Genomic DNA, 19,156 nt, shown 5'->3' with positions numbered 1-19,156 from the left:
CCCGGTACATTGCTTAGTATATCTTATTAAGAATAGTTATTATTTTTATTAAGGTGAAGAATGAGCAAGCAGCGCCTGTGTAAAATAGATCGGCGTGAAATCCGGCATACTCTGGGAGATATTCATCATCTGGTGAGTGCCCCGAAATACTTATGCCTTTCTTGTGCCCGAAGTGCGAATCATCCTTCCAGTTTGTGTAAGCCGGTCGAAATGCCTTCCGTTGTTCATGAACCGATCGTGCAGAAGAAAACGCAAACATTTTTGAGTGCAATGATGCAGGTGTTGGATAAGAAGGCTCTCAAACAATTCCGGAAACAGCAGAAAGATAAGAAAGCCCGCAAACAGATTAAGAAATTGATGAAACAGCAGAAGAAACTGCGTAAAGAATCCGGAAAGATTCAGAAAAGACTGGAAAAGATAAATTGCTAATGTTTGTTAGTGTTTACTTTCGTTTTCTGTTAATCAGGATGGCTATCTGGCCATCCTGTTAACTGTGAATATTACCGGGCAACTTTACGTTTTACCCAGGTTTCATTGATCCAGAGAGACAACATAATGATCGCGCCTCCTAAGAGTAGATTAGGCAGATCAACATTTCGGTTCCATATTACTATATTGACGATCAGTCCGGCAGGAACCAAAGCATTATTCATGATAGCAAGTGCTCCGGCATTGACCTGACAAGCTCCTTTATTCCAGATGAAGTAACCGAGTCCGGATGCTATCAATCCCAGATATACAAGGATTCCCCATTGCAGTGAAGTCGTCGGTAGTCTTGTCGGGTTTCCGAATAGCAAAAATGCAATCGTTGCGACGACCAGCGCTCCGAGATAAAAGTAGCCGAATATCGTGTGCTGAGGGAGTTGTGTCGTATCGTTTTCCATCAGTCGTTTATAGCCGACCTGACCAATTGCAAAGCAGAGGTTCGCTCCCTGTACGACCAGAAAACCAAGCAGGAAGTCTTCCTGAACGCCTGTTCGCTTTATGACTACGGCACCTAAAACAGCAACAACTGCGGTTACCAGATACCAAGGAGAAAACCGGCCTTTGAGCAGATCGTAGATCAGCGTGACATAAACGGGCGTAAACACCGTGAACAGAAGAACTTCAGGAACGCTGAGTAAGACAAAGGATTTGTAGTAGAAACAGTACATCAACCCAAGCTGAATACCACCGATAGTCATGAGTTTGATAATGAGTGATTTGGGGACTTGTCTGAATTTCAGAAACGGCAGAAATACCAGACTGGCAAGTACAACGCGCATGAGTACGGAAAACCAGGAGTCAACCTGACCGGCGAGATAAACGCCGATCAGGCTGAATGAAAAGGCCCATAGCAGGGTAATCGCAGAAAGATAAGCCATGTATGATTACTTCGGTAATGATCAATAATGGCCCTGAGTCTAACGAAGTTTGCTCTGTTCGTCAGTCTTTGAGTGGCACAACCAGCATGTCAACCGGGGAACAGTTGATCAGCAGTTTGGTTGAGGAAAGGAGTTTGCTCCAGAAATCCTGATGATGTCCACATACAACCAGATCGATTTCATACTCTTTGATCGTTTCACAGATTTCATGACCTAAGTCACCACTACCGACCAGTGTGTGATGAATCGGATAATTCGCATGCTCTGCCATTTCCTGGAGATGTTTCTGCGAAACTTCCATCGAGTGATGCTGTGTTTCTGCCAGATTGACATCGATTAATCCGGTATACAATTCAGCATAATTCACATCAATATGAATAAAAGACAACTTTGCTCCAAGTGGTTTTGCCAGTGCAACGGCTTTATCTATCAGGGTTTTACTTTCATCAGACAGATCAACTGTGACTAAGATATGTTTATAGCTCATTGTATCGTCTCCGTTTCATATCCGGTTATCTCACTGTAGCATCGCCTCAGGAAAAAATTTGTCGTAGCGATCTCAGTTCCACTTCTCAGCCAGAAGATGATAAAGTGTTGAACATGTTATATTTCAGTCAATACGGGCGTGAATCAGGAGACAAAATTATGTTAGCGCAGGCGATGGTCGATCAATTAAACGAGCAAATTAATCTCGAATTTTTCTCATCCAATCTATACTTACAAATGAGTGCTTGGTGTGAAGATAAAGGCTTTGAAGGTGCGGCGATATTTCTTCGTTCTCATGCTCAGGAAGAAATGCAGCACATGCAGCGTCTGTTTACCTATGTGAGTGAAACAGGAGCGTTGCCTATTCTCGGTGCGATTGATGCGCCCAAACACGATTATGCAAGTTTAGGGGAGGTTTTCCGCGAAACATATGAACATGAGCAAATGATAACTCAAAAAATTAATAAGTTGGCCCATGTAGCATTCACATCCCAAGACTACTCTACCTTTAATTTTCTTCAGTGGTATGTTGCTGAGCAGCATGAAGAAGAAAAATTATTTAAAGGGATCTTAGATAAGTTAGAGCTGGTCGGTGAAGATGGTAAGGCCTTGTTCTTCGTCGACAAAGATTTAGCAGACATGGTAAATAAAGGTTCATCTTCCGTTATGGATACTCAGGCCGGGTAATCTCAGGAAATATATCACACTGTTGATTGTCTTTTTCTCTGAGATCCTAGTGAAGATGTAGGGAGGAAAAGATGATCAGCGGAGATACGATCTTATTGGCTCTCATGGCAGTTACATTAGTTAATGTTGCCCGGTATTTAACAGCTCTTCGAGCGTTGATTTACATCATGCGCGAAGCCCATCCTCTCTTGTATCAACAAGTAGACGGCCCCGGTTTTTTCACTACACACGGTAATATGAATAAACAGGTCCGTTTATTCCATTACATTAAAAGTAAAGAGTACCTGCATCATCATGACCCAGTGTTTACAGGGAAATGTGAACGGGTCAGGCAGCTCTTTATTCTTTCGTCTTCTCTTGTGGGGTTGACGATGGTCTCTGCATTTATTTTGTAGAGGATGGCGGTTAAAAGTGGGTATCAGGTTGGTAAAACTGATGACTTGCCGTTAAAATAATCCTCCGATAGATGAAGGATGTGCTAGCTGGCACATCCTTTTTTCGTGTGTTTCTTTTCCGTAGATGATTGGTGAAATAAGAATGGGCAAGCAGGTTGATGTCGTTGTGATCGGAGCCGGAGCCGCAGGATTGATGTGTGCTGCGCAGGCTGGTAAACGGGGACGGCAGGTTCTTATATTGGATCATGCGAAGAAACCGGGACGAAAAATCCTGATATCCGGTGGTGGCCGGTGTAATTTCACCAATTATGATGTATCGGCCGGTAACTACCTTTGCCGTAATCCTCATTTTGTGAAATCGGCGTTATCTCAATATACCAATTGGGATTTTATCTCACTGGTCAGCCAGTACGGGATCGATTTTGAGGAGAGGGAACACGGGCAACTATTCTGCCTTGATAGTGCAAAAGACATTGTGAATCTACTTCTGAAGGAGTGTGATTTACCAAACATTGAACAGCGTTATCAGGTTGAAATACACACCATCGGGAAAACCGAGTCAGGTTTTCATCTTCAGGTCGGTCAGGAGTTCATTGAATGTCGGTCACTAGTGGTTGCAACCGGTGGTTTGTCGATGCCGAAACTCGGAGCAACCCCATTCGGCTACCAAATCGCGGAACAATTTGGATTGTCGGTTATTCCGACAAGAGCTGCACTGGTGCCTTTCACCCTGCATAAAGAAGAGAAAGAGCAGTTTGCCGGCCTGTCCGGTATCGCCGTACCTGCCATACTGACTGCTGAAAATGGCACCACATTTAAAGAAGCGCTGCTTTTCACGCACAGAGGATTATCCGGACCAGCGGTATTACAGCTTTCATCTTATTGGACTCCGGGAGAAAAAGTTACAGTGAATCTGGTGCCAGATGAAGATATTGAACAACTTCTGAATCATTCCCGTGAAAAGCATCCGAATCAAACTGTAAAGAATACTTTGGCAAGGGTATTACCAAAGCGTCTGATTGAAGTGTTAATCGATCGGGGAGAGCTGGTGGATAAACCCCTCAAGCAGCTCCACCCGAGAGAAATGACGGCCCTTGCTGAAGCATTAGGGCAGTGGCAGATCGCACCTAATGGTACTGAAGGCTACCGGACCGCTGAAGTTACTCTGGGTGGTGTGGATACTGATGTCATTTCTTCTAAAACGATGGAATGTAAATCCGTGCCCGGCTTATTTTTTGTCGGAGAAGTCATGGATGTGACTGGCTGGCTTGGCGGATATAATTTCCAGTGGTGCTGGTCTTCAGGCTGGGTAGCCGGGCAGTGGGTGTGATATTTTTTATTATGGTTGAGTTAACATAATAAACTACTTTTCTTCTTATTACGGTTCCTCTGCATTCGCTCTATTGCAGAGGGACAACATCTTTACTCTCTTCAAACTGAATCCTGCTTTCAAAATGAGTCTGTCTTTATTTGTAATCTGTCACGTTACCACCTTATTGATATAAATAAATTTATTTGCGCTAGCACAAATTGTTAATCATGTTAATACCTATATAGATATAAATGTTTTTTTGTGATTTGAGTGTTATTTCATATATATGCGCAAATATTTATTGCAATAAGGTGATATATTGCTCCGGATTTGGCTAATAGGAACTAATAATTTTTACATGACAGATAATAAAGCAACGATGATTCGCTGGCTGTTGATAATCTTATTACTGGTTGCGGTGATTGCCGGTGCAAATTTTTGGTTATCCAGTGATTCAGTCAATGAGTCAAACCTACCTCTCCCCGAAAAAAATAATAGCCTACCGCCAAAAACAGAAACACTGACTGTAGAGAAATTAAATCATCAGGTTCAGGTGAAACAGCTACGACAAGCTCTGATTCATGAGGAACCGTTATCAGCGACTGAAGCTATATCAGGTGATGATATTGATCAGCAAATTGAATCACTCGAGCAAGAGCTACAACAGCTAAGCACAGAAAAATAGCTCAGCGCTAAATGCTAAATGGGTTAAGTATGAATAAACTGATTGGCCTATTGCTAGGTCTTTTTGTAACCACGTTACACGCGCAATCTACTAGTATCACTGAAACTGTCGGTACTTTACCGGGAGAACTCAGTGTTCATCAGGGCATTGCTTCTTATCAGATCCCGATAGAATTACCGGAAGGTCGGGGTGGGAATACGCCACAATTGGCTATTCAATATTCCAGTCAGGGAGCAACTAACTCAGCATTTGGTGTGGGTTTTAATATTTCTGGCCTCTCCGCTATTTATCGTTGTGGGAGTAATCTGTTTACCGACAATCAGCTTCGACCGGTTGAAAACAGTAGCCGGGATAATTTCTGTATGGATGGGAACAGACTCATTGTTGCAGATGGAATTCGCGGTGAAGATGGTTCCGTCTATTTTTTACAGCAGGATGATTTTACCCGGGTATCATTGACCGGTAATGCTTTAGAGTCCGACAGCTACTTTATTTCACAGAGTAAGAGTGGTGAGCGGATGACCTATCGTTATCACGAAAGGAGCCACTCCTGGTTACTGAGTGAAGTTACGAATACCACCCGAACGAATCCGATCAAATACAGCTATACGACTCATGGTGAGATCGCCCGGATTGATTATGATATTTACTCACTGGTATTTGTCTACGAAGCGATGGCAAATGATCAATTTAAATTGTCCCGCTTAAGTGAAAGCGGTGAGATTTATGAATCGGGTGATCGCTTATCCAGAATAGAGCTGAAAACCAGTGGCCAACTGGCAAACTATTATCAGTTTACTTATCAGCAGACTACTGTTGAACAAAGCTCTTCAATTGATGCTCATACCGTTCGTTCTGTGCAGTATTGTGATCAGGATAATTTGTGTTTACCCAAGACTCAATTCAATTGGCGTTCTGTACCAAAACCCAGACAACAGACGACTTATTTTAACCGGCAGGTTGTCAATAGTAATATTGGCAACTGGGGTAATAATAGTATTCCATCTTCCTGGAAGAATAAGCCGCGTTCCTGGTGGATTAACTTAGATGGTGATGGTGAGCTGGACTTGTGTAAAACGGCAACAGGAGGACTGAGCTGTAACTTCAGTGTTGCCGGTAAAAACAAAGCTGTTGCGTATCCGCTGACGAAGTGGGGAGACAGTGATTCTCACTGGTGGCTGGATCTTAATGGCAACAACAAGAGCGAGTTCTGTCGCGATGATAATGACCAGCTTGTATGTACTGAATTTTCTCCGGATGGCCAGCAGACTTCTCATTCTTACCCATTACCTAAGCTTGGCTTGAAAGATTACCGTTGGTGGATTGATACCAATGGGGACGGCTATCCTGAATTCTGTCGCCGGATAGATGATGATTTAGTCTGTAGCCAACTGAAGGAAAACGACTCAGTATATGCGTGGCAGGAAACTGTACATCTGAATCATCTGGTCTGGGATGCGAATAGTGAAACAGACTGGGTTGATCTGGATGGTAACGGTAGTCTGGATTTATGCCAGGTGAGCTCGAATCTTGTCAAGTGCACACTATTTAATGCCACTGAAGTGAAAGGGAAACAGGTGCGTACTTTCTCTCTGACGGATGCCGGGACTAAAGATAAGCGCTGGTGGATTGATATCAATGGCGATGGTGCAACTGATCTGTGCCGTGCGACCAAGAATGAGGCCGGTCAGGAGAAAAATCTGACCTGTTCTTATGGTTCCCACGGTGATGTTTCCAGTTTGAGTAACGATCTGGTTTTAGTCGGTGGACCTGACTGGAATGGTGACTGGGGAGATGCTGATAAACGTTGGTGGCAGGATCTGAATCAGGATGGTGTTATTGATTTCTGTCGTGGTAGTGGTTCTCAGATTTTCTGTACCAATATCAATAAAGAAAATTATCAGTTTAAAGTAGATTCTTGGGGAAGCAGTCAGCGCTGGTGGGCTGATCTGAATCAGGACGGTCAGCTGGATTTCTGTACGGATCAAGCAGGTCAGCTGATTTGCAAGACCGCTGAAAATCTCATCAACCGATCATTATTATTGTCTAAAGTGACCAACGGACTCGGTCATACATCCCAGGTATGGTTTGGGTCGTACGGAGAGCACACCGATCGGTCGGCGATCACTCCGGTTACGCTACCAAAACAAAATCTTTCTTTTGACCATCCGGTCGCTTACCGGCTGGATAGTGACAATGGTAGTGGAACGACCAGCTACCTGTTCCAGTATGGTCCGTATAGCTATGATACCCGAGGCGAAGGTTCCGGTGGTTTTCAGTGGGTTAAACAACGTGAGTTCGTCAATGGTGACAATTATCGGAACCGATATATCGAGTTTTATACCGAGTTTCCTTACAGCCAGAACCAAAAGCGTCAGCAAGAGTTTCTTGGTGATGAGAGCACGTTGGATGAAAACTGCAGTTCCTGTAATGAAGTTAACTTCTGGAATTTCCGTCATCTGACGCTGTTGAATGAGTCTGAAGCTATCTATAACCATAAGTCAGTTGCTCGTCAGGGACTGGAACGGCCGAAGTCTCAGGCTCAGATTCGGCAGGAAACCCAAGTTCTTGCCCAACGATATGAGCTGATCAGCTATCAGGATAAAACTTATGCCAAAAAGCCGGATTCCGCTGTCCTCATATCGGGACCGGTTATTATCACGATTATTAAACCGAGCCATCAATACTATCTGGTAGAAAATTTAGAGCCGGTATCTGAGTTGGAGCAGGGCTCTCAGGCGATTTTGTCTCCGGTGGATGATGATCTGAAACAGAAACTGGCCGCTCAGCCGAAAACGTTAACGACTTATATCATCGAGCACGATCAGTATCAGCAGTTGGTAAATAACAAACCAGTGGTGACCAATCATGATAGCTATCAGGTTTATGGGCGGCAACAGGCTGATAAAAGCTATGATTTAGATAGAAACCTGTTGATGACAACGACTGTCAGCCATGAACAGATTGATGATTATGGTAATGTAGGAAAAACGACGACTCTGACTCAGGGACTAAATCCGGTGACCGGATTAACTGAGGCCTACAGTAAAACTGTTGAAAATCAGTTTAGCAATCATTCTTCATCCTGGTTACTGGGACGACTGACTTATTCGAAGACAACTCAGGTTCATGCTGATGGGAGCCGGATAAGTAAGGTTGCTGAGTTTACTTACGATCCTGCAACAGGGAAAGTTATCAAAGAAGTGAGTGATCCCGGCAATGCTCTGGCTGTGACCAAGAAATATCGGTATAACAGCGAAGGTTTTGTCGAATCAGAGACGACTTCTGCACAACAGAATGGCGTGCTTGTCAGCAAAGAATCCGAGCATTCACTGACATATTCACAAAACCTGACGACGGCAATCAATACCAATCCGTTGGGCCATCAAAGCCGGACGGTCAAAGATCGGTTACTCGGTGTGATGACCAACTGGGATCCGAATGGTCTTGAATCGCGGACATATCTTGATGGTCTGGGACGTCAAACTGAGTCCTGGAAACAGGCTGAAACTGGTTTTATCAAGACTCAATATCTGTACCTGCCGGCATCAGATAACCGGTGTGGTATTAAACCGTCAAATGCTGTTTATTGTGTTGTTTCCGATACTCCGGGGCTGGCAACACAAGTTGCTTTTTACGATATGTTGCAGCGTAAGGTTCGTACTGCACACAGGGCTTTGAATGGTCAGTGGGTTCTGGTTGATAACCAGTATACGGCATTGGGCCAGATTCGCTCCGTCACCCGTCCTTACTACGCTGGTGATGTCCCTCAGTATACATATACCCTTTATGACCGTCTGGGCCGTATTCATACCGTTTCTCAGCCGGGACCGGCAGGAAAAGAGCAAAGCTGGGTCTCTTACCAGTACCGTCCGTTTGTGACAGTCAAAATCGACGCGAAGGGGAGAAAAGAGTCGACTTATCTCAACGTGATGGGATGGGAGATTCAGAAACTGGAGCCGGAAGGCGGGAGTTTCACTAAGCAATATTATGCGGATGGAATGCTGAAATCGGTCACGAGTTCAGTCGGTAATACGATCGAGTCCCGTTATAACGTGCAAGGGAAAGAAGTTTATCACAGTGATCCGGATTTAGGTCTCTGGACTTATGTCTATGATGGTTTTGGTCTGTTGCAAAGCCAGACAGATGCTAAAGGTCAACGGACAACGATGAAGTATGATGCGCTTGGCCGGATGACAGAAAGTAATGAAGAGACCATACAAGATACGGCTCAGGGGCAGCAAAAGCAGATCCGGACTACAACCTGGCATTATGACTCAGTAGCGACGGCAACAGGTATTCGCAAATGGAATGGTGCGTTACTACAAAGTGAAGTCAAAGGCGAACTGATTAAAAACTTTTATGTTGATGCTGTCGGCAGAGCCAGTAAAGAGGAGTTGATTACCGAAGATCAGACGCTTAGCCGTCGTTTCGAATATAACAACCTCGGCCAGTTGGTTGCGGAGCATCGGCCGAACCAGTTCACGCTGAATTATCAACGTGATGATCAGACCGGGATCAATACGGAGATTTGGGGCGACATTAGTCAGGCTCAGCTTAACTTTAGCGATCAGGAATATGATCAGGTCATTCAGCCATTGATCAATCAAGCTCTGGCTCGTGCGAGTGATTACCTGCGTAAAGCGAAAGAGCTCAGAAGACAGCAATATTTCTATCAGGATCGTGAAAAAGAATATCTGGAGTTAAAAGACCATGTTATTTCGGCTGATGGTGTTGCTGAGAATGAGCTGTTTGCCCAGCAAATGTATTCGGAACTTCATGGCCGGGCATTGGAAGCTTTTTACGATGAATATGGCGAGCAGTACTTTAAGGTTCCGAACCGGACCGTACTGATACCTGCTCCTGTTACGATTACTGTGGTGCAGAAACCTAAATTCCATCTGAAGCTGGACGGAAATCTATTACGGAAAGTCAGCTTAGAAGAATGGGCTAGTGTTGAATCTGGTTTAACGGCGGCAAATCAGATTGCTTACTATGGTCACTATGCTGATAACAACAGTGCCGGGTTGGTTAGTTTCACTTTAGATCGGGATGATCCACTCTACGACCAGAGAATCCGGGAGATGTTTGGGCGACTGACTGTTCTGGCTGATGATATCCATCGTCTTGAATACGTTGAAGATCATACTCACCGTAAAGCAACCAGTTACCTACAGGCTGCTAATCAATTGGTTCAGCTGGTAAAACAGGTAAAACTAGTTTCACAGAGATACCGGACTTTAGGTGAGGAAAGCGGAACTGAGTCTTTACTGTTGCAGGAACTGAAAGATGCGAGTCCGACAAAAGGTAAACTGAGCTACTGGAAGCTGAGTGATCTGGATGCTGAAGGCCGAATTGCAGCGGAAGTTTACGGAAATGGTCTGAGTAACCAGTACGACTATCAGGAAGATAGCGGACAGTTACTCAATATTACGACCCTTCAGGGAAATCAGTTGATTCGGTCACTTCACTATACCTATGATCGGATGGATAACGTAACCTCTCGTTATGATGCCATTAATGATATTCGCGAAGAGTATTATTATGACCAGCTGGATCGTCTGAAAACCAATCGCCTCACAGGAACCAATAATAAGCATCTGGATAATCCGTTATTTAATAAGGATTATACGGTCAGATATGACTCTGAAGGGAATATTACCTATAAGTCAGATGTCGGTCGCTATATCTATGCCGATCCCGATCATGCGCATGCTGTGACACGCGCAGGCGACAATACTTATATGTATGATGCCAACGGTAATATGGTAACCGGTGGCGGGCGTGTTATTGACTGGAATGCCTTCAACAAGCCAGAGCGGATTGAATCAGGTGAGCAGTGGGTTGAGTTCAGATATGACTCTGCACGTCAGCGCTACTTTAAGCAGAATCACAATGGTGAAACAACCTGGTATCTGGGTAAAGTTTATGAGCGGGTTGAAGATGCTGACGGAAACACACAGCACAAACAGTTTATTTATGCTGATGGCCGGTTAATTGCGCTCAATGTTGATGTCACCAAAACCGATGGAGAAGGAAACTATGCATCGGTCGATCGCCAGATTCGTTACAGTCATAGTGATGCGCTCCATTCTATCGACCTGATTACCGATATGTGGGGCAATGTGGTTGAGCGGAAAAACTACGATGCCTGGGGTAAAGAGCGACCATTCGAATGGAGTAAGCCAACGCAGTATGTCGCACAAGCTTTAATGCAGAATCGTGGTTACACCGGTCATGAGCATATCGGCGAAGTGGGGCTGATCCATATGAATGCCCGGGTATACGATCCGACCTTGGCCCGTTTCCTGAGTGCGGACACCTATATTCAGGCATCTGATAACAGTCAGTCCTATAACCGGTACAGCTATGTGCTGAATAACCCGATGAAGTATTACGATCCGTCGGGTCATTTCTGGAAAAAGATCAGAAAAGCGATCAGCCGGGGCCTGAAAAAAGTCACCAGGGAAGTGTTCAAAGGGGTCGCTAAAGTTAAGTATCTGAACACGGTATTACAGACAGCTGCCTGTGTTATCGGTGGTCCGGCTGGATGCGCCGGTTATGCTGCTGCATCAACTCTGGGATATACCGGCTCATACAGTGATGCTTTTCGTGCCGGAGCTTTCTCATATGCCGGAGCCCGGATCTATGGGGTAGGCAATCCACTGAGCTCCGTCAAAGGAACGATTTCCTTTGTTACTTCTGCCACATTAAGTCGTGAGAAATCTACCGTTGTGAATTTCGCCTTATATGGCTTGGGCGGCAGTTTCGGGCAGGTTGCTGCGAATGCAGTAATTGAAGCGAAAAACTATTACTGGAAGACCCGGGTTGAGCATTATGCGAACAAATTAGGCCTGAGCCTTTATGAAGCGAATGTGTTGCTTCAGTTGAATTCAGAGCTTGGTTTAGCTATCGCGGGAGATACGGTGCACATTGATGATAAAGGTGTCCAGATTTATGGTTTTACCACCCGGGATAAACATGGTATGTGGGGTGTTATCTGGGATGTAAACGACACAATTCTTGGCTATCAGGGCGAAATCGATGCTGTGGGCCGTAGCTTTATCCGTCAGGCTGAAGGGCAGCGGATTAGTATTGGTCATAGTCTCGGCGCTCTGCGTTCGACCAACCTGGTTCGTCGAGGTTTCGCATCAAGCGCTCATGTGTATGCGTTGCCTGCAACCAATATTGGTGGGCCGGGAGTGATGGTAACCAACGGTATGCATGATGGAGTGAGCGGTGGTTTCCTCGGGGGAATCTTTAATCCCGGCTCACTGATTTCCAGCCCTTATAGTAAGTTCGGGTTCTATCCACCAATCATAAGACTGGACAAAAATCATCCTTACTGTTCGGCTTATGGTAAATGCTAACAACTGTTTTGGCGGCATTCCTTATAGGATTGCCGTTATATAACAAGAGACACTTTGTAAAAATAGGCCCGGGCAAACAGCTATAAGTGGCCACTGATTGATGATAAAGCAAGGAAACATGATGAAATTACAAAAAACATTACTTCTCGGCGGACTGCTGCTTTCCTCGACTGTGTTTGCCGGAGCCTGGACCGAACCGTTGACAATTGAAGATGTGTCACTGAGTTATAACGAAGGGACATTTGGTAGGGTTCAGCTTAGAGCTACATTTGACGAATCACCCTCAACTTCTGTATGTGTAGCCACAGAAAAGTTGGCTGTGTATGATCCAAATGATATCAATGCATACTCTCAGACTTGGCTGTCAATGCTGCTAACTGCTCAGGCTCAGAATCAAAAAGTACAAATTTATGTGAGTGCTTGTAAATCTAATAATATCCCCGTTCTTAATGGCGTTAAAATTCCAATACAATGATATAGCTTACAAAAATTCGTCTCTACCCCAAAAAGCTTTGTTTAGCTAGTATTGCTTAAAGCTTTTTGGGTATCCTTTGGATCACTTGTACTAAGGCACCACATTTCTCCTATCAAAAGACCGTATCGATTCTTTACAATAACCACAGCAGCAACCATTTGACAAGTTTGGCATTTTTCTCTCATATAATATGCTTGTTGTTGATTATTTGAGTTCTTTGTTGAGAAGGCTCGTTGTGGTTCGTTTCACTGAGAGATAAATATGGATCTGAAAGTTCTACGTTACTTTTTAACGGTGGTGCGGGAGGAAAGCATTACCGCAGCTTCTGAGTTTCTGCATCTGACTCAACCGACATTATCCCGTCAGTTAAGCGCTCTGGAAGAGGAGCTTGGCGTGACTCTGTTTATCAGAGGCAGCCGCAAGATTACCCTGACAGACGAAGGAATGTTGTTACGCAAAAGAGCCGAGGAAATACTGGAACTGGTCCACAAGACCGAGGCGGAGTTTCTGTTTGCACAGGAACTTGTGCATGGTGATATTTACGTCGGCTGTGGTGAAACACACGCCATGTCACTGGTGGTTCAGATTATCAGGGAGATGCGGGAAGAATATCCAAATATCCGGGTCCATATCTATAGTGGTGATGCGGATGAAGTGATTGAACGTATCAATAAAGGTTTACTGGATTTCGGCGTGTTAATCAGTCCCGAAGATCTAACCAATTTTGAGTCGTTGCGCCTGCCGAACAAAAATAAGTGGGGCGTTCTCATGAGAAAAGACTCTCTGTTCGCTAGTTTGGAATGCATCACTCCGGAAATATTGTTAGATATGCCTCTGATTTGTGCCAGACAACGGGATGTTGATAAGAAAGTCACTAAGTGGGTGGGAGTGGATTATAAGAAGCTGAATATCGTTTCTACATACAATCTGATATTCAATGCAGCCCTGATGGTTGAGAATGGGATTGGTAATGCGTTGTGTCTGGATGGGCTGGTGAGCACATCGGAAGAGTGTCTTCTCTGCTACAGGCCGTTATCTCCGGAGCTGGGGGTCGATATTCATATTGTCTGGAAGAAGTACCGGACACTTTCTAAGGCTGCTGAGGTTTTTCTCGGGCGATTAAAGGCTGCCTGCCAATCCTTCACATAATCGTATATTTTCTCTGCCTGTTTCACGAAAAAACCTGAGTTGATCCAGACCAACTCAGGCTCAGTATTATCGGGCTAACCGAACGGATGATTCCTGTTCGATAAATCAGATTGCCTGATTAAAGAAATCGACCAGTTTATCTACTGCCTGTGAGACATATTCAGTTTTGTCGTAAAGATCGATATGGGTTGAGCCCGGAATCCGGAATAACTCTTTCGGCTCCTGTGCCTTTTCATAAGCCATTTCACTGAAATAAATCGTATCGGCTCCACTACCGACAATGAACAGTAATGGGCGTGGAGATACGGTATCTAGATGAGAAAATGCATCAAATGCTGCGAGTTTGTCCAGGCTGGTAAACAGCACTTTATTCACTGAAGTCGGATAAGCACAACGTGGGGTTTTGTAGTACTCATATGCTTCTTTCATGATCACGGACTTACCGTAATAGTTCTTCTGGAACTCTTCTTCGGTTTCAGGAACGTAGCCAATAATCAGCGGCTCTTCACCACGGGCTTCGCGGGTTCTTTGCTGAGCAACCTGAGTCAGAACATTCTGCATATTGTTTGGATCATCCAATCCCGGATTACCGTGTCTGGCACTGTGTCCGGTGTTCCAGGAGCTGACACCTGCTGCGGCTTTGATTCGGTACTCTGTCTGAATTGCACTCAGGGTATATCCGGCTCCGGCACAAATTCCCATCGCACCGATTTTTTCTTCATCAACATAAGGGAGTGTTACAAGATAGTCGACAGCACTGCGAATATCTTCAACCCGGGATGTCGGATCTTCCAGATATCGGGGCAGGCCTTCACTTTCTCCCTGATGAGAGGCATCAAAAGCCAGTGCAACATAACCGGCTTTTGCCAGATGGTAAGCATATAGTGATGATGCCTGTTCTTTTACACCACCGCCCGGGTGTGACACGACGATCGCAGGATATTGATTTTCTGCATTAAAGTTATCAGGAAAAAATAATAACCCAGCGATGTTCAGGCCTTGTTTTTTAAAGGAAACTCTCTCTCCTTCGGTGTAATGTGTGTCGTATGTAAAGTTCACTGTATTATTTGACGTTGTCATGATTATACCTATTGCATTGAAGACACTCTGAGTCTTGTGTTAGGTGATTTGGAGATATTGTCTGTGAAGGACAGCTGCTTTAGCCGTCATTATTTCTCTGAAAATAGTATATTCATTGCATATAAGGTATGTAAAATGCTTATAATTAATGCCTTACCAAGCCTTAGAAGCATGGATTGTAAGGTGATGAATCTTTGGCGATTGCTGGCATGACAACAGAGTAATTGGCTTTAGGGAAAGGAAATCATGAATTTGTATCGTGATGGGAGAACTGTCTTCAGGTCAATATTTGTTACATTGGCCTGAGGAAGTCATGTAAAATAGAGAAGAGTTTCCCCTGTCGTGATCATATGTAATTAATTGCTTTTGAAGTAAGTTGTTATTTTATAAATTGCACTGGCTTCTGTCGTTTTTATCGGATCTTCAGGGAGAATTAAGAAGGCTGCTTTTATTCTATTTTTCAATTGAATTCAATGAATTACATTTAATCTTATTTTTAGTTTTTTTTAGTTCCACAGCTATACTTATTTGTGTATGCTTTTTACCTATGACTATTTTTGGAGCAAAATGATTTATGGCAACGATGCTGGATGTTTCTCGCAAAGTTGGTGTTTCTAAATCGACAGTTTCCCGGGTATTGAATGGGAAAGGAAGAGTTTCAGAAGCAACAAGGCGGGAAGTCTTTAAAGCAATTGAAGAGCTTGATTATCGTCCAAATGTATTGGCTCAGTCTTTATCAAAACAAGCAACTGATACGATCGGATTAATCATTCCACGTTGCTATAATATTTCTCAGTATATATCACAGTTGATTGAAGTTTCTCAGACACTTGCTGATGAATCCGGTAAATTTCTGATGATCACTCAGGCAAATATGCATGAAGGTGATTACGGATTGAAGTCTATCAGAAATTTAGTCGATCGTCGTTGTGATGGAATTTTGTATTATAAGAGTTCGCATATAGAAGGTGAGCATTTTCAAAGAGAGTTGGAAAATTTAATTGATGAAATTCCGATTCCGCTGGTGGTATTAAACTATTGTCTACCGGATAAGCCGGATAATTGTGTTTGGTTTGATCATGTAGCAACAGGCAGGCTTGCTGTCGAGCACTTAATTGCTCAGGGACACAGACGGATCGCTTATATTTCCGGTTCCCTGAATATACGGACGTCCCGCTTGCGGATGCAAGGGTATCAGGATGCTCTGAAAGATGCTGGAATCGAGTTAAATCCTCTGTTGATTACCGAAGGGGACGGACACTATAACGGTGGTTATACGGCATGTAAGCAGTTAATTCAGCGTAAGCTCGATTTTACGGCAATATGCTGTTTCAATGATACGACGGCAATTGGCGCGCTGAAGGCACTGAATGAACATGGTATTTCTGTGCCGGAAGATGTATCACTGTTTGGTTTTGATAATGAATCTGTTTTGGATTATATCACCCCATCAATTTCTTCTGTTGCTTTGCCAGTGGAAAAAATAGCTGATTATGCAGCCAATTTATTATTTTCACATTTAAATAAGACAGATATTCTCCACCTTGAGCCCCATGCAATTTGTGGTGAATTAGTGCTTCGGAACTCGGTAAAAAAACTAAAATAATTTTCATGTTTATATGAAGATTATGACTTAGTTATTTTCTCTGGCCGGGCTATCGACAACTCGATAGCCCGGTTTTATATGTTTTCATATAAAAAAACCGCACAATAAAATGTGCGGGGTAATCAAGGAGCATAACGCTGATTTAAAATAAAAAGGCAATAATTACTTCATTTCTACAGCTTGAATAAATACTTTCTTTGCATCTGAATATCCTAATTTTTCTGCCTCTGAAACAAGCTGCATTGCATGTTCAATCTGATTGTTTTTTACGCTCTGCTGTATAGCGTTTTGATAATATTTCTGTGTTTCAGAACTAATCATAATATTTGTTTTCTGTTGAACTGACTTTGCAGGTGCAGGTGCAGGTGCAGGTGCAGGTGCAGGTGCAGGTGCAGGTGCAGGTGTGACAGATTTTTTCTCTGGTAAAAGCATATTTTGTACTGATGAAAGTACAGCGCCAGAGGTATTTGAAAACTCAAGCTCGACATGTCCCCAGGGTGAATAGGGAACCTGTATATCCGAATAAGGGGGCGGCACGATATTTCTTGCTCTGGCCTTCAGAACTTCAGGATGTGGTAATGACAGCGTTTGTTGCAAGTTAGATGTATCCGCATAAATGACAATGTAGCGTTCATTTGATAGTAATCTGAATGTGCCGCTAAAGCGGTTCGGATATAACAATGTTGATTCTTTGAACTGAAATGAACTACTTGCAACGGTTCTGGTCGGAGAGCGCTGTGCATCCAGTAATATGGCCTGTATCGGCATTACGCTATCAGAGACAATTGAAGAAATTGTAATATCTGCGCCATAAGATTCTTGTGGAATTTCCCCAAGATAAAAAGCACTTCTTCCGGATGGGAAGTTCATGACCGGAGACTTTCCACCAATGGTGATCACTGCTGAAGTCAGTGGATGGGCCTGAACTGCTGAAAAGTCAGTACAGCAAATTGTTGCTGTGGTCAGATAGTTTTGGGCATCGGCTACATCGGATTGCTCTATTGCATCATATTTTGTCGTACAACCAGAAATGATCCCTGCGACCAGTAGTGCAACAATACTGTTTTTGCTCATCACTAAACCTCTCTGTGAGATGAAAGGCTGCATTTCCATGCAGCCTCGTGTTTACATGGTTTTATGGTTACCACCAAACTTCAGCCTGAACACCAAAGCTGATCTGGTGATCTTTGCCATCATGGAATGTGTGACCGTCGATTTGGTTTTTGGTCGTTTTTATGTAAGTTGTATAAAAACGGAAATCCGGACGGACAGTCAACAGACTTGGACCAGCAGTAATGACATGGGCCAGCGTGATTTTATGCCCTGACTCGACTTTATCACCACTTGTTGTTTCATTGGTTTGTTTGAACAAGCCCAGTTCGATTGCTGTTTTGTTGTGCTCATCCCAGACGTAGGCAGGACGGACAACCGCAGTATACAAACTTACATCATTCAGTGTCGGAGTAATATCTTTACCAATCGCATAAACGAAGGTCTGAGCCATAATAACATTATCACTGAGATATTCTTCGCCAGTATTAATCACCCGGAAAGATTTGGCATCAGAGTAATCGTTGTCCACATCAAAACTGGTTTCGTTATAACCTAGTTTTACCAGATTATTGGCAAAAGTGCCTTTGGTCGTCTGAATTGTGGTTTCGTTAAAGCCATTGTCTAATGGTTTGGTGAAAATTGCCGTTGGAAGAAATGCTGTTTTTTCCGAAGGGTGAATTGTTCCGTCGGCTTCATATCCCTTTTGAGTTCCGGTTTTATTGGTGAAAGCAAAGTCAGCAATCAGTTCAACAGTGACATCACTGAAAACCGGTAATTTTGCGTAACGAACATCGAGATAATTGACGTTATAAAGGGAGTTTGCCTGATAAGTGCTATCGTCTTTGAGCGGATTGTTGTCATCCATCAGAGCTGCATCTGCATCTTTACGGATGAGTGCCAGAGATAGTTCACCCGGACCGGTTTGAATTCCTTGCAGACCGATACCGTTACCGGCAACACCGATTGGCTTATAGTCTAACATCTGGGTTTCACGCTTTTCATAGCCCCGTTTACCAACCCATAGTGTTGCTTCAGGTACGCCGGGGATAAAGCCTTTGGCTGTTGCATAAAGATCACTGAATTGTAATACGTTGCCATTTTTTGCACCGGAGTCAAACGGTTCCCAGGTACGCTTGAGTCCAAGTGTTCCGTCGAAGTTAGCAACCACCCCAAAGACTTGATCCTGATCATTCTGATAGATGTCTTGTGATAGGGTAATGTCATACCAGCCGTCGGTTTCATTACCAAACCGGCCAATTTTCCCAGGGAGCCATGGTTGTTGATCGCCATTGGTCGAGCTGAAAATACCTGTCCGGAAATAGCCGTGAAAATCTACAGCCTGTGCAGGCGTAGCGATACATGCCACTGCTAATGCAATACCTGCTGCCAGAGAATGATTTTTGAACTGTGAATCTTTTATTCTCATGTCTAGTTCTTCCTTATTTTGGGGTGGTGTCTGATACATCGAGGAGGAGTCTATATGAGAGAGAAATC

Annotated in this window: 14 protein-coding genes; 9 read left to right on the top strand and 5 right to left on the bottom strand. The window is 43.8% G+C overall.

Annotation, left to right across the window (positions count from 1 at the left end):
• Nucleotides 1-60 precede the first annotated feature (60 nt).
• A complete protein-coding gene (locus OCU74_RS16100) occupies nucleotides 61-429 on the top strand; it encodes a hypothetical protein (RefSeq protein ID WP_087482024.1) in 369 nt (122 codons plus the stop codon).
• A gap of 71 nt (nucleotides 430-500) precedes the next feature.
• Here OCU74_RS16100 and OCU74_RS16095 read toward each other — a convergent pair whose 3' ends face one another.
• Together OCU74_RS16095 and uspA are read right to left on the bottom strand one after the other, a co-directional pair.
• The gene (locus tag OCU74_RS16095; RefSeq protein ID WP_087482023.1) at nucleotides 501-1,364 is read right to left on the bottom strand and encodes a carboxylate/amino acid/amine transporter; all 864 of its coding nucleotides are present in this window, start codon (nucleotides 1,362-1,364) and stop codon (nucleotides 501-503) included.
• Nucleotides 1,365-1,425: 61 nt separating this feature from the next.
• Nucleotides 1,426-1,851 carry a universal stress protein UspA gene (uspA, locus tag OCU74_RS16090; RefSeq protein WP_087482022.1) on the bottom strand — a complete coding sequence of 142 codons (426 nt, stop codon included), beginning with the start codon at nucleotides 1,849-1,851 and terminating at the stop codon, nucleotides 1,426-1,428.
• Between the two features lie 158 nt (nucleotides 1,852-2,009).
• Between uspA and ftnA the strand changes: the two genes are divergently transcribed.
• The 7 genes from ftnA to OCU74_RS16055 all read left to right on the top strand — a co-directional run bounded on the left by ftnA (nucleotide 2,010) and on the right by OCU74_RS16055 (nucleotide 13,923).
• A complete protein-coding gene (gene ftnA / locus OCU74_RS16085; protein ID WP_087482021.1) occupies nucleotides 2,010-2,537 on the top strand; it encodes a non-heme ferritin in 528 nt (175 codons plus the stop codon).
• Nucleotides 2,538-2,608: 71 nt separating this feature from the next.
• Nucleotides 2,609-2,932, top strand: a complete 324-nt coding sequence (gene uspB, locus OCU74_RS16080; protein WP_087482020.1) for a universal stress protein UspB — start codon at nucleotides 2,609-2,611, stop codon at nucleotides 2,930-2,932.
• A gap of 142 nt (nucleotides 2,933-3,074) precedes the next feature.
• Nucleotides 3,075-4,262, top strand: coding sequence for a BaiN/RdsA family NAD(P)/FAD-dependent oxidoreductase (locus tag OCU74_RS16075; RefSeq protein ID WP_087482019.1), 1,188 nt, complete (start codon nucleotides 3,075-3,077; stop codon nucleotides 4,260-4,262).
• Between the two features lie 340 nt (nucleotides 4,263-4,602).
• Complete coding sequence (locus tag OCU74_RS16070) at nucleotides 4,603-4,929, top strand: hypothetical protein (protein ID WP_087482018.1); 327 nt, start codon at nucleotides 4,603-4,605, stop codon at nucleotides 4,927-4,929.
• A gap of 29 nt (nucleotides 4,930-4,958) precedes the next feature.
• Nucleotides 4,959-12,299 carry an RHS repeat-associated core domain-containing protein gene (locus OCU74_RS16065; protein ID WP_159457456.1) on the top strand — a complete coding sequence of 2,447 codons (7,341 nt, stop codon included), beginning with the start codon at nucleotides 4,959-4,961 and terminating at the stop codon, nucleotides 12,297-12,299.
• Between the two features lie 118 nt (nucleotides 12,300-12,417).
• Nucleotides 12,418-12,774, top strand: a complete 357-nt coding sequence (locus tag OCU74_RS16060) for a hypothetical protein (RefSeq protein ID WP_143693265.1) — start codon at nucleotides 12,418-12,420, stop codon at nucleotides 12,772-12,774.
• Between the two features lie 261 nt (nucleotides 12,775-13,035).
• Nucleotides 13,036-13,923: a LysR family transcriptional regulator gene (locus tag OCU74_RS16055; protein ID WP_087482015.1), complete on the top strand. Its 888-nt coding sequence runs from the start codon at nucleotides 13,036-13,038 to the stop codon at nucleotides 13,921-13,923.
• Between the two features lie 105 nt (nucleotides 13,924-14,028).
• Here OCU74_RS16055 and OCU74_RS16050 read toward each other — a convergent pair whose 3' ends face one another.
• A complete protein-coding gene (locus tag OCU74_RS16050; protein ID WP_087482014.1) occupies nucleotides 14,029-15,003 on the bottom strand; it encodes an alpha/beta hydrolase in 975 nt (324 codons plus the stop codon).
• A 574-nt stretch (nucleotides 15,004-15,577) separates the two neighbouring features.
• Here OCU74_RS16050 and OCU74_RS16045 point away from each other — a divergent pair.
• A complete protein-coding gene (locus tag OCU74_RS16045; protein ID WP_087482013.1) occupies nucleotides 15,578-16,609 on the top strand; it encodes a LacI family DNA-binding transcriptional regulator in 1,032 nt (343 codons plus the stop codon).
• A 162-nt stretch (nucleotides 16,610-16,771) separates the two neighbouring features.
• On the opposite strand, the gene OCU74_RS16040 is transcribed toward OCU74_RS16045, so the two are convergent.
• Together OCU74_RS16040 and OCU74_RS16035 are read right to left on the bottom strand one after the other, a co-directional pair.
• Nucleotides 16,772-17,683 carry a MalM family protein gene (locus OCU74_RS16040; RefSeq protein ID WP_159457455.1) on the bottom strand — a complete coding sequence of 304 codons (912 nt, stop codon included), beginning with the start codon at nucleotides 17,681-17,683 and terminating at the stop codon, nucleotides 16,772-16,774.
• Nucleotides 17,684-17,750: 67 nt separating this feature from the next.
• Nucleotides 17,751-19,088 (bottom strand): carbohydrate porin, encoded by a 1,338-nt coding sequence (locus OCU74_RS16035; protein WP_159457454.1) that lies wholly within the window; start codon nucleotides 19,086-19,088, stop codon nucleotides 17,751-17,753.
• Between the last annotated feature and the right edge of the window lie 68 nt (nucleotides 19,089-19,156).

This window comes from Vibrio mangrovi (assembly GCF_024346955.1).
Taxonomy (GTDB): Bacteria; Pseudomonadota; Gammaproteobacteria; order Enterobacterales; family Vibrionaceae; genus Vibrio; species Vibrio mangrovi.
The sequence above is the reverse complement of the archived record's forward strand: the minus strand, read 5'-3'. Positions and strand labels throughout refer to the sequence as shown.